Genomic DNA, 13,833 nt, shown 5'->3' with positions numbered 1-13,833 from the left:
TGAGTGACCCTTTGATCCAGCCAATGAAATCACAACCAGATCGTTTCGCCTTGCCGTTCATTCGCCGCAGCCTGATTGGCTCCGCCGTCGTGGCGCTGTGCGCCACGCTGTACGCAAATAATGCCATGGCCGTCAACCCGTTCGTCGTCAAGGACATCCGGGTCGAGGGCATCCAGCGTACCGAGGCAGGCACCGTGTTCAGCTACCTGCCGGTGCGCGTGGGCGAGACCTTCGACGACGTCAAGGCCTCGAGCGCGATCAAGGCGTTGTACGCAACCGGCTTCTTCAAGGACATCCGCCTCGAAGAAGAAAACGGCGTGCTGGTCGTGCTGGTCGAAGAGCGTCCGGCGATTTCGTCGGTCGACTTCACGGGCACCAAGGAATTCGAAAAAGACATGCTGGTCAAGGCGCTGTCCGAAATCGGCGTGGCCCAGACCAAGATCTTCGACAAGGCGTCGGTCGACCGCGCCGAGCAGGAACTCAAGCGCCAGTACCTGTCGCATGGCCTGTACGGCGTCAAGATCACCACCACCGTGACCCCGATCGAACGCAACCGCGTCACGATCATGTTCAACGTGGACGAAGGCGATGTCGCCAAGATCAAGGGCATCAACATCATCGGCAACAAGGCGTTCAGCGACAAAGAGCTGCGCCAGCTGCTCGAACTGCGCCCGTCGGGCTGGTTCACCTGGTACTCCAAGGCCGACCAGTATTCCAAGCAGAAGCTCACCGGCGACCTGGAAAAGATCAAGTCGTGGTACCTGAATCACGGCTACCTCGAAGCCAACGTCGAATCGACGCAAGTGTCGATTACGCCGGATAAACGCGACATCTACCTGACGCTCAACATCACCGAAGGCGAGCAGTACACCGTCTCGAGCGTCAAGCTCGAAGGCGAGATGTTCGGCCGCGAAGAAGAGCTCAAGCAGCTGATCCTGCTCCAGCCGGGCAAGACCTACGTGGGCGACCTGCAAGAGGGCACCAACAAGCTGATCTCCGATCGCCTGGGCACCTTCGGCTACGCGTTCGCCAACGTCACGGCCAACCCTGAACTGAACCGCGAAAAGCGCGAAGTGGCCTTCACGTTCTTCGTCGATCCGGGCAAGCGCGCCTACGTGCGCCACATGAACATCTCGGGCAACACGGTGACCCGCGATGAAGTCATCCGCCGCGAATTCCGCCAGTTCGAGAGCTCGTGGTACGACGCCAACCGCGTCAAGCTCTCGCGCGACCGCGTCGACCGCCTCGGCTACTTCAAGGACGTGAAAGTGGAGACGCCCGAGTCGCCAGGCACGTCCGATCAGGTCGACGTGAACATCGCCGTCGAAGAAAAACCGACCGGTAACTTCATGATCGGCGGCGCCTTCTCGCAGTCCGAGAAGTTCACGTTCACCGCGTCGATCTCGCAAGCCAACTTCGCCGGCAGCGGCAACACGGTCGGTATCGAACTCAATACCAGCAAGTACAACCGGACGATCGCGTTCTCGCAGACCAATCCGTATTTCACCGATGACGGCGTCTCGCGCGCATTCTCGCTGTACCTGCGCACATCGCGTCCACCGGCGCTGAACATCGGTTCGTACACGGTGCGTCAGACCGGCGGCAACATGACGTTCGGCGTGCCGTTCTCCGAGTCCGATACCGTCTACTTCGGCGCGGGCCTGGAACGCACCGAACTGGAAACCGACGAATCGTCGCCGAGCATCTACCAGACGTTCGTGCGCCAGAACGGCGGCCCGGCCAGCGGTGTGGGTTCGGCCACCACCAACGCGATTCCATTGACGGTGGCATGGGGCCGCGACACGCGCGACAGCGCCGTGACCCCGAGCCGCGGCCGCTTCCAGCGCGCCAACTTCGAAGTCGATGCGATCGGCGACGCCAAGTACTACCGCCTCGTGTACGAACACCAGTGGTGGAAGCCAGTCACGCGCTGGATGACGCTGGCCCTGCGCGGCGAGTTCGATTACGGCAAGGGCATCGGCGGCAGCGCCTACCCGGTCTTCAAGAACTTCTATGCCGGCGGCATCGGTTCGGTGCGCGGCTACGAGAGCTCGTCGCTGGGCGTGGTCGACCAGCGCTACTACGATGCGATTGGCGGCTCGAAACGCATCATCGTCAACGCCGAACTGCAGTTCCCGTTCCCGGGCAGCGGCACCGACCGCAGCCTGCGCTGGTTCACCTTCGCCGACGGCGGCCAGGTGTTCCAAGAGGATGCGAAGATCCGCTTCGGCGAGTTCCGCTACTCGGCTGGTATCGGTCTGTCCTGGATTTCCCCGGTCGGTCCGCTCAAGTTGAGTTATGCTAAGCCGCTGAATTCGCTGCCGGGTGACCGCCTGGAGCGCTTCCAGTTCCAGATGGGTACTGGTTTCTGACCGGCCCACTGCGTCCTGAAGAACGATTGCGAGAGACTTTATGTTGAAAAATCTGATTGCCTCGCTGCCTGACGGCTTCAAGCCCACCGTGGCGCCAGCCTTGCTGCTGGCCGCGGTGTGCGCGTCGCCGCTGGCACAGGCGCAGGCGCAGGTGGCGACGGGCCGCATCGGCTTCGTCTACACCGAGCGCCTGATGACCGACTCCAAGATGGCCAAGGCGGCCGACGCCAAGCTGGCGGCCGAATTCTCCAAGCGTCAGAAGGCCGTCGAAGAGATGGTCGGCAAGTTCAAGGGCGCGTCCGAGAAGTTCGATGCCGAAGGCAGCAGTCTGGCCGAGCTGGAACGCACGCGCCGAGCGCGCGAGCTGTTCAACATGCAGAAAGACGTCGAGCGCATGCAGCGCGAGTTCCAGGAAGACCTGCAGCAGCGCAAGAACGAAGAACGCGCCGCGATCGCCCAGAAGGCCTACAAGCTCGTGGAGCAGTACGCCGAAGCCGAAAAGCTCGACGCGGTGCTGGTCGAAGCGGCGTGGGTGAATCCACGCGTGGACATCACCGACAAGATCCTCAAGCTGCTCGATAAGTAACACCTGTCGGCAGTGTTTTCCTGCTTTACCGATTTTGACTCACACTGAAAGACCGAGATGGGCATTCGACTAGGCGATTTGGTCGAGCGCTTCGGCGGACAGCTGGTGGGCGACCCGAACCTCGAGGTTACGGCGATTGCTCCCCTGGACACGGCCGGCGCTTCGCACATCAGCTTCCTTTCCAACAGCAAGCTGCGCGCACTGGCGGCGCAAAGCGGGGCCGCGGCCCTGATCCTGTCGCCGCTGGACGACCCGACGGTGGCCGCGACCTATGAAGGCGCGCGCATCGTCACCACCAACCCTTACGCATACTTTGCCCGCGCGGCGCAGTATTTCGCTTCGCTGACGGATCACGTGCCGCCCGCAGGCGTGCACCCGAGCGCCGTCGTCTCCGACAGCGCCGTGATCGACCCGAGCGCCCATATCGGGCCGCACGTGACGATCGACGAAGGCGCCGTCGTCAAAGCGCAGGCCGTCATCGACGCCGGCTGCTACGTCGGGCGCAATGCCGTCATCGGCGAAGGCACGCATCTGTTTGCGAACGTGACGTTCCACGCTGGCTGCGAGATCGGCAAGCGGGGCATCCTGCATTCGGGCGCTGTGATCGGCACCGACGGCTTCGGCTTTGCCAACGAAGGCGGCGTGTACATCAAGATTCCGCAGACCGGGCGTGTGCTGATCGGCGACGACGTCGACATCGGCGCCAACACGACGATCGACCGCGGCGCGCTCGAAGACACGATCATCGAAGATGGCGTCAAGCTCGACAACCAGATCCAGATCGGCCACAACACCCGCATCGGCGCGCACACCGCGATGGCCGGCTGCGTCGGCGTGGCCGGCAGCGCCAAGATCGGCAGCCGCTGCACGTTCGGCGGCGCCGCCATGGTGCTGGGCCACCTCGAGATCGCCGATAACGTGCATATCTCATCGGGCAGCATGGTCTCGCGCTCGGTGCTCGAACCGGGCCAGTACACGGGCTTTTACCCACTGGCCAAGAACGCCGAATGGGAACGCAGCGCAGCGATCGTGCGCAACCTGGGCTCGATGCGCGAAAAACTGCGCGCGCTCGAGAAAACCATCAAAACCCTTACAGAACAACAATGACTACGCCAGAACTCACCACCCTCGACATCAACCAGATCAAGGAATACCTGCCGCACCGCTATCCGCTGCTGCTGGTCGACCGCGTGCTGGACGTCGAACTGGGCAAGCGCATCGTCGCGATCAAGAACGTCACCATCAACGAAGAATTCTTCAACGGCCACTTCCCGCACAAGCCGGTGATGCCGGGCGTCCTGATGATCGAAGCGATGGCGCAGACCGCCGCGATCCTGTCGTTCATGACCATGGGCGTCAAGCCCGATGAAAACTCGGTCGTGTACTTCGTCGGCATCGACAATGCGCGCTTCAAGCGGCCAGTGGAGCCGGGCGACCAGCTGCGCATGGAAGTGGAAATCGTCCGCGTCTCGCGCGGCATCTGGAAATACAAGGCCGTGGCCACGGTCGACGGCAAGGTCGCTGTCGAAGGCGATTTGATGTGCACGATCCGGGGCGCTGCCGAAGCGCCGATGAAAGGCGCCGAGGCGGCACCGGCTGCGTCCACGCCCGAGTAAGGAGACGTGATGAGCAAGATTCATCCAACCGCGATCGTCGATCCGCAGGCGCAGCTCGACAGCTCGGTCGAGGTCGGGGCCTACTCGATCGTCGGCCCGAACGTGCGCATCGATGCCGGCACCGTCATCGGGCCGCACGTCGTTATCGACGGCCACACGACGATCGGCAAGGACAACAAGTTCTTCCAGTTCTGCTCCATTGGCGCTGCGCCACAGGACAAGAAGTGGCAGGGCGAGCCGACCCGGCTGGAAGTGGGCGACCGCAATACGGTGCGTGAATTTGTCAGCTTCAACCTGGGCACGGTGCAGGATGAAGGCGTCACGCGCCTGGGCAACGACAACTGGATTTCGGCCTACGTCCACCTGGCGCACGACTGCCAGGTGGGCAGCAACACGATCTTCTCGAACAATGCACAGCTCGCGGGCCACGTGCACGTGGGTGACTGGGCGATCCTGTCCGGCTTCGTCGGTGTGCACCAGTTCTGCAAGATCGGCGCCCACGCGTTCATCGGCATGTACACGAGCCTGACGCAGGACGTGCCGCCGTACGTGCTGGTGTCGGGTAACCCGGCCGGTGCGCGCGGCGTCAACCTCGAAGGTCTCAAGCGCCGCGGCTTCACGCGTGAGCAGCTCGACGGCATCCGCAGCGCCTACAAGCTGCTGTACCGGAATGGCCTGACGCTCGAAGAATCGAAAGCGGCGCTGCAGGCCGAAGAAGAACGCCTGCCAGCGGCGGCAAACGACATTCGCCTGCTGCGCGATTTCCTCGGCACCGCGAGCCGTGGCATCGTTCGCTGACGGCGTGCCGTCCGCCGCGGCCCGCGATGTGTCGCTGGCCCTGGTGGCCGGCGAAGCATCCGGCGACATGCTGGCGGCGCGTCTGCTGGCCGGCCTGCGGCCGCACCTGCCCGACGCGCGCTTCCACGGTATCGGTGGGCCGCGCATGATCGAGCAGGGCATGGTCAGCGACGTCCCGATGGACCTGTTGACTGTGCGCGGTCTGTTCGAAGTCATTCCCCGCTACCGCGAACTCAAGGGCATCCAGAGCCGCCTGCGCGATCGGTTGATCGCCGAGCGGCCGGCTGCCTTCATCGGCGCCGACTACCCTGGCTTCAACCTGGGCCTGGAAGAGCAGTTGCGCGCGGCGGGCATCCCGACGGTGCACTTCATCGGGCCGCAGATCTGGGCCTGGCGCGGTGGCCGCATCAAGAAGATCCAGCGCGCCGTGTCGCACATGCTCGTCATCTTCCCGTTCGAAGAAGCGATCTATCGCGCTGCCGGCGTGCCGGTGACTTATATCGGACACCCACTGGCCGAGACGATTCCGCTCGAGCCTGACGTGGCCGGTGCGCGCCGCGCGCTTGGTTTGCCGGTCGATGCGCGCGTCGTCACCGTCATGCCGGGCAGCCGGATGGGCGAACTGAAATACCTGGCCGAGCCATTCGTGCGCGCCGTGCAGCTGCTGGCGGCGCGCGATCCGGGCCTGCGCTTTGTCGTGCCGATGGCCGGCGAGCGCCAACGGGCGTACTTCGACCAGATCGTTACCGCAGCCGGCCTGCAGGGCGTGGAGCTGATGGTGACCGCCGAAGGCTCCCATACGGCGATTGCCGCCGCCGACGCGGTGCTGGTCGCCTCGGGTACGGCCACCCTTGAAGTCGCGCTATTCAAGAAGCCGATGGTGATCGCCTACAAGGTCATGCGCGCCTCGTGGGAAATCATGCGGCATATGGGTTACCAGCCGTGGATCGGCCTGCCGAACATATTGGCGCGCGAATTCGTCGTGCCGGAATTGCTGCAGCATGCGGCCACGCCTCAAGCAATGGCCGACGCCGTCTGGCACCAGCTGGAAGACACCGCGGGGCGCGAGCGCCTGGCGCAGCGCTTCCTCGACATGCACCACAGCCTGCTGCGCAACAGCGCCGAAGAGAGCGCGCAGGCGGTGCTGCAGATTATCGGGCGCACCGCGCCCGCACCACGTAGATGACCAAGACAAGAATCAATCTGTATCCGGGCCTGCCTACCAGGGGCCGGCCGTTCACCGCACTGGACATCGTGTGCGGCGTCGATGAAGCGGGCCGCGGCCCGCTGGCGGGGCCCGTGTTCGCGGCCGCCGTCATCCTCGATCCGCGCCGCCCGATCGACGGCCTGCGCGATTCAAAAAAGCTGACCGCCGCACGGCGCGATGAACTCGCGCCGCTGATCCGCGCCCAGGCGCTGGCCTGGGCGGTGGCCGAATGCTCGTGCGAAGAAATCGACAGCATCAACATCCTGCAGGCGACGATGCTGGCGATGCGGCGCGCGGTGGAGGCGCTGCAGCATGCGCCGACGATCGCGCTCATCGACGGCAACCGCTGTCCCGAGCTGACGGTGCGTGCGCACGCGATCGTCAAGGGCGACGACAAGGTCAACGCGATTTCGGCGGCCTCGATCCTGGCCAAGACCGCGCGCGACGCGGCGCTGGTGCGGCTGCACGAACAGTATCCGCAATACGGCTTCGACCAGCACAAGGGCTACGGCACCGCGCTGCATCTGGAACGCCTGGGCGCACACGGGCCGTCGCCGGCGCACCGGCGCTCGTTCGCACCGGTGCGCGGGATGCTGCAGACCGACCTGTTTGGTGCCATGGTTGGCGATGTGGTGAACCCATGAAGACCATCACTTCGCGCGACAACGCGTTCTACAAAGAGATCAAGGCGTTGGCCACCAGCTCGCAGGCGCGCCGCAAGGCCGGCCACAGCCTGTTAGACGGCGTGCACCTGTGCCAGACCTGGCTCGAATTGCGCGGCGCACCGCGCCACTGCGTGGTGTCCGAGGGCGCGCTGGGCAATCCCGAAGTACAGGCCATCGTTGCACGCTGCGGCGCCGTCAACGCGCCGGTGACGGCGCTGCCCGATGCACTGTTCAACGCTGTCAGCCAGGTCGAGCACGGCGTGCACCTGCTGTTCGTGATCGACACGCCGCAGCCGGCGACCGCGCCGGCGCTGGTGATGGCCAGCCTGCTGCTCGATGGCGTGCAGGACCCGGGTAACGTCGGCTCGATCCTGCGCAGCGCTGCTGCCGCCGGCATCAAGCAGGTGTACTGCAGCCCCGGCACCGCGTTCTGCTGGTCGCCGAAGGTGCTGCGCGCGGCGATGGGCGCGCACTTCGTGCTGGAGATTTTCGAGCATGTCGAACTGGCGGACCTGGTGCGCACGGCGCAGGTGCCGGTGCTGGCCACCAGCGGCTATGCGGCCGAGGGCCTGTATGCGCTGGACCTGCGGCTACCTGTGGCGTGGGTGCTGGGACACGAAGGGCAGGGCGTATCGACCGAGGTGCTGGAGCTGGCCACGCACCGTGTCGCGGTGCCGCATCTTGGCCAGGTCGAGTCGCTCAACGTCGCCGCCTGCGCCGCCGTGTGCTTCTTTGAAGGCCTGCGCCAGCAGCAGGCATAGACGGCGCCTGCGCCATCCAGTAGGCTAGCGGCTTGTAACGTGGAGTAACGATGGACATCGCGCATTTGCATTTTCTGGTGGCGCAAGCCGACCTTTCCGAGCGCCGGGCGCTGGTCGCCTTGCTGGGACAACTCGGCGCCGGCCAGGTCACCGACGTCGCCGACGGCGCGGCTGCGCTGCAGGCGCTGGAAGCCGGGACCACGCCGCTCGTCAACGTCGCACTGATCGACCTGGACTTGCCCGGCATGGACGGCTTGACGCTGCTGCGGCGCTTGGGCGAGATCAAGTGCGCCGCGCGCCTGATCGTGACCGGCGCGCAGCCGGCCGGCCTGCTGTTCTCCGTCGAAACGCTGGCCGAAGCCTTCGGCATCGAGCTGCTCGGCGCCATCGCCCGACCGGTCACCGCCGTGACGCTCAAGCCGGTGCTGGAGAACTACACGCCGCTGCCGCGCTTCACGCAGGCGCCAGCCGAGCCGCGCTTCACGTTCCAGCAAGTGGGCATTGGCCTGCAAAAGCGCCAGTTCGAGCCGTACTTCCAGCCGAAGATCGAGCTGGCGACGGGACAGGTCAAAGGCCTCGAGGTGTTCGCACGCTGGAACCATCCTGAGCACGGCGTGCTGGGGCCAGCCTCGTTCGTCGATGCGCTGGCCGAGAGTGGCCGCATCGACTTCCTCGACTGGAGCATGATCGAGTTGTCGGTGGAGCGCCGGCGCTGGCTGCAGGACCAGGACATCGCCATCCCGATCTCGCTGAACATCGCCTCCGAGACACTTGCTCACCCCGCATTCGTGCGCCAGATGTCGGCGTGCCTGGAGCGCCACGGGGTCGCTGCTACCGACGTGACATTCGAGATCTCGGAATCGTCGGTGCTGAACACGGACCCGGACTTCATCGAGCGCCTGGTCCGGCTGCGGATGATGGGTTTTGGGCTGGCCATCGACGACTACGGCACCGGTCGCTCAAACCTGCAGCTGCTGGCGCGTATCCCGTTCACCGAATTGAAGATCGACCGCAGCTTCGTCGACGGCGCCTCACGCCGCTTGCCGCTGAGCACGCTCCTGCGCTCCTGCCTGAGCCTGGCCCACAGCCTGGACCGCAAATCGGTCGCCGTCGGCGTCGAAACCCGCCGCGACTGGGACTTCCTGCAAGCCCTAGGCTGCACCTACGCCCAGGGCTACCACATCGCCAATCCCATGCCCTCCGCCGCCTTCCCCGCCTGGCTAAGCGACTGGCGCCAATACTTCTAGCCCCCACCCAATAGCCCAACAATTAGGGTCAGAGTAGAATTGTTGGGCAATTTCCTTTTTACTGAGCTCTAACAATTAGGGTCAGAGTAGATTTATTGAGCAATTTATCTTTGAATGAGCAGTCTCATCTTATTGAGGATGTTTAATTCGAGAAAGTTGTCAAACAATTCGACTCTGACCCTCATTGTTTATTGCCAGTCCGCCTCGGTTTACTTGCCGGCCCGACTGTTAATGTTGGTCTTCAACAGCAGCCCGGGCAATCGGCGTCGGGTGACACCTCCGATTTATGGCGCAAGTCCTTCTATTCTCAATCCTGAGCTCCAATCAATTAATCGGCAATTAGGGTCAGAGTCGAATTGTTGGGCAATTTCCCACTAAAAAAGCGACCTCATCTGATTGAGGTCGCTTTGATTTCAAAAGTTGTCAAACAATTCGACTCTGACCCTAATTGGGATTCAAGAGCTCTGGCGCAAGTTGAAGTTATCCCGGCTTGAATCCGCCGGGATGAAAAAGAAATTGCTCAATAATTCGACTCTGACCCTAATTGTTCAGTATTCGCGGCGGTCGGGGGCGATTTCTTGGAGAATCGTTGTGGCGATTTCTTCGATGGATTTCGTCGTTGACGAGAGCCAGCGGATGCCTTCGCGGCGCATCAGGAGCTCGGCTTCGTTGACTTCGTAGCGGCAGTTTTCGATGGACGCGTATTTGCTGCCGGCGCGGCGTTCGTTGCGGATCTGCGAGAGGCGTTCGGGCGTGATCGTCAGGCCGAACAGCTTGGCCTTGTACGGCGGCAGGTTGCTCGGCAGGCGGCCGCGCTCGAAGTCGTCCGGGATCAATGGGTAGTTGGCGGCCTTCAGGCCGTATTGCATCGCCAGGTACAAACTTGTTGGCGTTTTCCCTGAGCGTGACACCCCGACCAGGATCACATCGGCATCGGCCAGGTTCTTGTGCGACTGGCCATCGTCGTGCGCGAGCGAGAAGTTGATGGCTTCGATGCGGTTCTTGTATTCTTCGCTGTCGACCGCGTTGTGGATGCGGCCAATCGTGTGCGTCGACTTGACGTCCAGTTCTTGCTCGAGCGGCGCGACGAAAGTCTGGAACAGGTCCATGTGCATGCCCTTGGCCGAGCGGATCACGCTCGACAGGTCGTGCTTGACCAGCGTCGAGAACACGATCGGCCGCTGGCCGTGCAACGCGAAACTGTCGTTGATGCGGCGCGCGGCGTCGTGCGCTTTTTCGATGGAGTCGATGAAGGGCAGGCGGATCTGCCGGAAACGCATCTCGAACTGGCTCAGGACCGCGTGACCGAACGTCTCCGCAGTGATGCCGGTGCCGTCGGAGACGAAGAACACGGTGCGGGAGGGGGCCGGCGCCAGTGCGGGCAGGGACTGGGGATCGTCGATCATGGTCTGTTTGTTAAGCTTTGCTGACAGAGTTGCATGTAAAGTGCGCTGCACATCCCCGACTTGCGGGGTAGAATGCTCGGCAACGGATTTTGCATTGTGCTGCACGCGGGCCAGAATAACAAGAATACGCGAATCGCGCCCCCGCCTTGCACCGATGCACCCACAGGTTTCCATCATCAAGTAAGGTGTTTTTTATCATGACCAATCCAGCTACTGCAGCGATCCAACCGGGGCAGGCCGACCGCGTCTACGTCGCGTCGTTCGAAGAGCTGCGCATGACCGACGTCGAGTCGGTCGGCGGCAAGAACGCGTCCCTCGGCGAAATGATCAGCCAACTGGCGGGCGCCGGCGTGCGCGTGCCAACCGGCTTTGCCACCACGGCCGATGCCTTCCGCGACTTCCTCGATCACAGCATCGACGGCGGCGCGTCGCTCGGCGAGCGCATTGCGCGCCGCCTCGACAACCTCGACATCGACGACGTGCGTTCGCTGGCCGTCGCCGGCGCCGAGATCCGCGAGTGGATCGTCGCCACGCCATTCCAGCCGCGCCTCGAACAAGAAATCCGCAACTTCTACGAGCGCCTGTTCGCCGATTCGGAAACCGAAGTCTCGTTCGCCGTGCGTTCGTCGGCCACCGCCGAAGATTTGCCGGATGCGTCGTTCGCCGGCCAGCAGGAGTCGTTCCTGAACGTCGTCGGCATCGACAACGTGCTCGAGGCGATGAAGCACGTCTTCGCCTCGCTGTACAACGACCGCGCGATCTCGTACCGCGTGCACAAAGGCTTCACCCACGCCGAAGTCGCGCTGTCGGCCGGCGTGCAGCGCATGGTGCGCTCGGATACCGGCGCCGCCGGCGTCATGTTCACCATCGACACCGAATCGGGCTTCAAGGACGTCGTCTTCATCACCTCGAGCTACGGCTTGGGCGAGACCGTCGTGCAGGGCGCCGTGAACCCGGACGAATTCTATGTCCACAAGCCGATGCTCGAAATGGGCAAGTCGGCCGTCATCCGCCGCAATATCGGCTCCAAGCTGATCAAGATGGAATTCACCGCCGAAGCCAAGGCCGGCCGCTCGGTCAAGACCGTCGACGTGCCGATCGAAATGCGCAACCGCTATTCGCTGGTCGAAGAAGAAATCATCGAGCTGGCCAAGTACGCCGTCATCATCGAAAACCACTACGGCCGTCCGATGGACATCGAGTGGGGCAAGGATGGCCGCGACGGCAAGCTGTACATCCTGCAGGCGCGTCCAGAGACCGTCAAGTCGCAGCAGAAGTCGACCGACGCGCAGCAGCGCTTCCACCTGAAGGGCACGGGCACCGTGCTGACCCACGGCCGCGCAATCGGCCAGAAGATCGGCGCCGGCCGCGTGCGCGTGATCACCGACCCGTCCGAAATGGACCGCGTCCAGCCGGGCGACGTGCTGGTGGCCGACATGACCGATCCGAACTGGGAACCGGTCATGAAGCGCGCCGCAGCGATCGTCACCAACCGTGGCGGCCGTACCTGCCACGCAGCGATCATCGCGCGTGAACTGGGCGTGCCGGCCGTCGTCGGCTGCGGCGACGCCACCGACGTCCTCAAGGACGGCACGCTGGTCACCGTCTCCTGCGCCGAAGGCGACGAAGGCATGATCTACGACGGCCTGCTCGAAACCGAAGTAACCGAAGTCGCGCGTGGCGAACTGCCACCGATCAAGACCAAGATCATGCTCAACGTCGGCAACCCGCAGCTGGCCTTCGACTTCCAGTCGGTGCCGAACAGCGGCGTGGGCCTGGCGCGCGTCGAGTTCATCATCAACAACAATATCGGCGTGCACCCGAAGGCGATCCTCGAATACCCGAACATCGACGCCGACCTGAAAAAAGCCGTCGAATCGGTCGCCCGTGGCCATGCATCGCCACGCGCCTTCTACGTCGACAAGCTGGTCGAAGGCGTGTCGACGATCGCTGCCGCGTTCTGGCCAAAGCCGGTCATCGTGCGCCTGTCCGACTTCAAGTCGAACGAGTACAAGAAGCTGATCGGCGGTTCGCGCTACGAGCCGGACGAAGAAAACCCGATGCTGGGCTTCCGCGGCGCGGCGCGTTATCTGGCCGACGATTTCGCCGAATCGTTCGCGATGGAGTGCACGGCCATGAAGCGCGTGCGTAACGAGATGGGCCTGACCAACGTCGAGCTGATGATCCCGTTCGTGCGCACGCTCGGCCAGGCCGAGGCAGTCGTGAACCTGCTGGCCAAGAACGGCCTGGTGCGCGGCGAGAACGGCCTGCGCCTGATCATGATGTGCGAAGTGCCATCCAACGCCATCCTGGCCGAGCAGTTCCTCGAGTTCTTCGACGGCTTCTCGATCGGTTCGAACGACCTGACCCAGCTGACGCTGGGCCTGGACCGCGATTCGGGCATGGAGCTGCTGGCCAAGGACTTCGACGAGCGCGATCCGGCTGTCAAGGCGCTGCTGTCGATGGCGATCAAGGCCTGCCGCGCCAAGGGCAAGTACATCGGCATCTGCGGCCAGGGTCCATCGGACAATCCTGATTTCGCGCAGTGGCTGGTGGAAGAGGGCATCGAGTCGATGTCGCTCAATCCTGACTCGGTGATCGACACCTGGCAAAAGCTGGCGAAGATGTAAGCAAGGGCGGGCACACAGTGCTCGCGAGGCCCCCGCTATCCATTTCGGGTAGCGGGGGTTTTTTTTCACCACAATAAAAAGGAGACACACCATGGCCGACTGGACCTACTGGCTGATCGGGGCCGGGCTACTCATCGTGGCCGAGCTGTTCATCGGCACGTTCTATCTGCTGATGATTGCGCTGGGCCTCGTCTTCGGCGCACTGGCTGCGTGGCTGGGCGCAAGCGGCGCGCTGCAGACGCTCGTCGCGGCAGCGATCGGGATCGCGGCAACGCTGGTCCTGCGCCGCACGCGCTTTGCCCGCAGCGGCCGGCGCCCGGCGGCGAATGACCCGAGCATCAACCTCGACATCGGCCAGCGCGTCAGCGTGCCGCAGTGGCACGGCGGGCGTGCCCGCGTCATGTACCGGGGCGCGTTGTGGGACGTCGAACTGCAGCCTGGCCAGGACGCGCAGCCGGGCGAGCACGAAATCGTCGAAGTGCAGGGCAATCGCCTGATCGTGGCTCGCCGGTAGACCAGAACCGTCCCATCCAATCCGGATTCAA

At 63.6% G+C, this 13,833-nt stretch carries 12 protein-coding genes; 11 read left to right on the top strand and 1 reads right to left on the bottom strand.

What is annotated here, in order from left to right:
- Window positions 1-23: 23 nt before the first annotated feature.
- The 9 genes from bamA to AC56LW_RS11105 are packed head-to-tail and all read left to right on the top strand — an operon-like array spanning window position 24 to window position 9,252.
- Complete coding sequence (bamA, locus tag AC56LW_RS11145; RefSeq protein ID WP_332531604.1) at window positions 24-2,372, top strand: outer membrane protein assembly factor BamA; 2,349 nt, start codon at window positions 24-26, stop codon at window positions 2,370-2,372.
- Window positions 2,373-2,412: 40 nt separating this feature from the next.
- Window positions 2,413-2,958: an OmpH/Skp family outer membrane protein gene (locus AC56LW_RS11140; protein WP_332531605.1), complete on the top strand. Its 546-nt coding sequence runs from the start codon at window positions 2,413-2,415 to the stop codon at window positions 2,956-2,958.
- 57 nt (window positions 2,959-3,015) lie between these two features.
- Window positions 3,016-4,065, top strand: a complete 1,050-nt coding sequence (gene lpxD / locus AC56LW_RS11135; RefSeq protein ID WP_499634243.1) for a UDP-3-O-(3-hydroxymyristoyl)glucosamine N-acyltransferase — start codon at window positions 3,016-3,018, stop codon at window positions 4,063-4,065.
- Window positions 4,062-4,574 carry a 3-hydroxyacyl-ACP dehydratase FabZ gene (gene fabZ / locus AC56LW_RS11130; RefSeq protein ID WP_332531607.1) on the top strand — a complete coding sequence of 171 codons (513 nt, stop codon included), beginning with the start codon at window positions 4,062-4,064 and terminating at the stop codon, window positions 4,572-4,574. Before lpxD ends, fabZ begins: the two co-directional genes overlap by 4 nt.
- A 9-nt stretch (window positions 4,575-4,583) precedes the next feature.
- Window positions 4,584-5,372, top strand: a complete 789-nt coding sequence (gene lpxA, locus AC56LW_RS11125) for an acyl-ACP--UDP-N-acetylglucosamine O-acyltransferase (RefSeq protein WP_258834502.1) — start codon at window positions 4,584-4,586, stop codon at window positions 5,370-5,372.
- The gene (lpxB, locus tag AC56LW_RS11120) at window positions 5,356-6,558 is read left to right on the top strand and encodes a lipid-A-disaccharide synthase (protein WP_499634241.1); all 1,203 of its coding nucleotides are present in this window, start codon (window positions 5,356-5,358) and stop codon (window positions 6,556-6,558) included. The genes lpxA and lpxB overlap by 17 nt, the downstream gene beginning before the upstream one ends.
- Complete coding sequence (gene rnhB, locus AC56LW_RS11115) at window positions 6,555-7,223, top strand: ribonuclease HII (RefSeq protein WP_499634239.1); 669 nt, start codon at window positions 6,555-6,557, stop codon at window positions 7,221-7,223. The genes lpxB and rnhB overlap by 4 nt, the downstream gene beginning before the upstream one ends.
- On the top strand, window positions 7,220-8,005 hold the full coding sequence (locus tag AC56LW_RS11110; protein WP_499634238.1) for a TrmH family RNA methyltransferase: 786 nt from the start codon (window positions 7,220-7,222) through the stop codon (window positions 8,003-8,005). Before rnhB ends, AC56LW_RS11110 begins: the two co-directional genes overlap by 4 nt.
- A 50-nt stretch (window positions 8,006-8,055) precedes the next feature.
- Window positions 8,056-9,252 carry an EAL domain-containing response regulator gene (locus AC56LW_RS11105; RefSeq protein ID WP_499634237.1) on the top strand — a complete coding sequence of 399 codons (1,197 nt, stop codon included), beginning with the start codon at window positions 8,056-8,058 and terminating at the stop codon, window positions 9,250-9,252.
- Between the two features lie 548 nt (window positions 9,253-9,800).
- On the opposite strand, the gene ppsR is transcribed toward AC56LW_RS11105, so the two are convergent.
- Window positions 9,801-10,658, bottom strand: a complete 858-nt coding sequence (gene ppsR, locus AC56LW_RS11100) for a posphoenolpyruvate synthetase regulatory kinase/phosphorylase PpsR (RefSeq protein ID WP_183552950.1) — start codon at window positions 10,656-10,658, stop codon at window positions 9,801-9,803.
- A 197-nt stretch (window positions 10,659-10,855) separates the two neighbouring features.
- Here ppsR and ppsA point away from each other — a divergent pair, with 197 nt between their 5' ends.
- On the top strand, window positions 10,856-13,288 hold the full coding sequence (gene ppsA, locus AC56LW_RS11095; protein WP_499634235.1) for a phosphoenolpyruvate synthase: 2,433 nt from the start codon (window positions 10,856-10,858) through the stop codon (window positions 13,286-13,288).
- Window positions 13,289-13,379: 91 nt separating this feature from the next.
- A complete protein-coding gene (locus tag AC56LW_RS11090; RefSeq protein ID WP_332531613.1) occupies window positions 13,380-13,802 on the top strand; it encodes an NfeD family protein in 423 nt (140 codons plus the stop codon).
- The last annotated feature ends 31 nt before the right edge of the window (window positions 13,803-13,833 follow it).

Source organism: Telluria sp. LT2P80 (assembly GCF_059685955.1).
The sequence above is the reverse complement of the archived record's forward strand: the minus strand, read 5'-3'. Positions and strand labels throughout refer to the sequence as shown.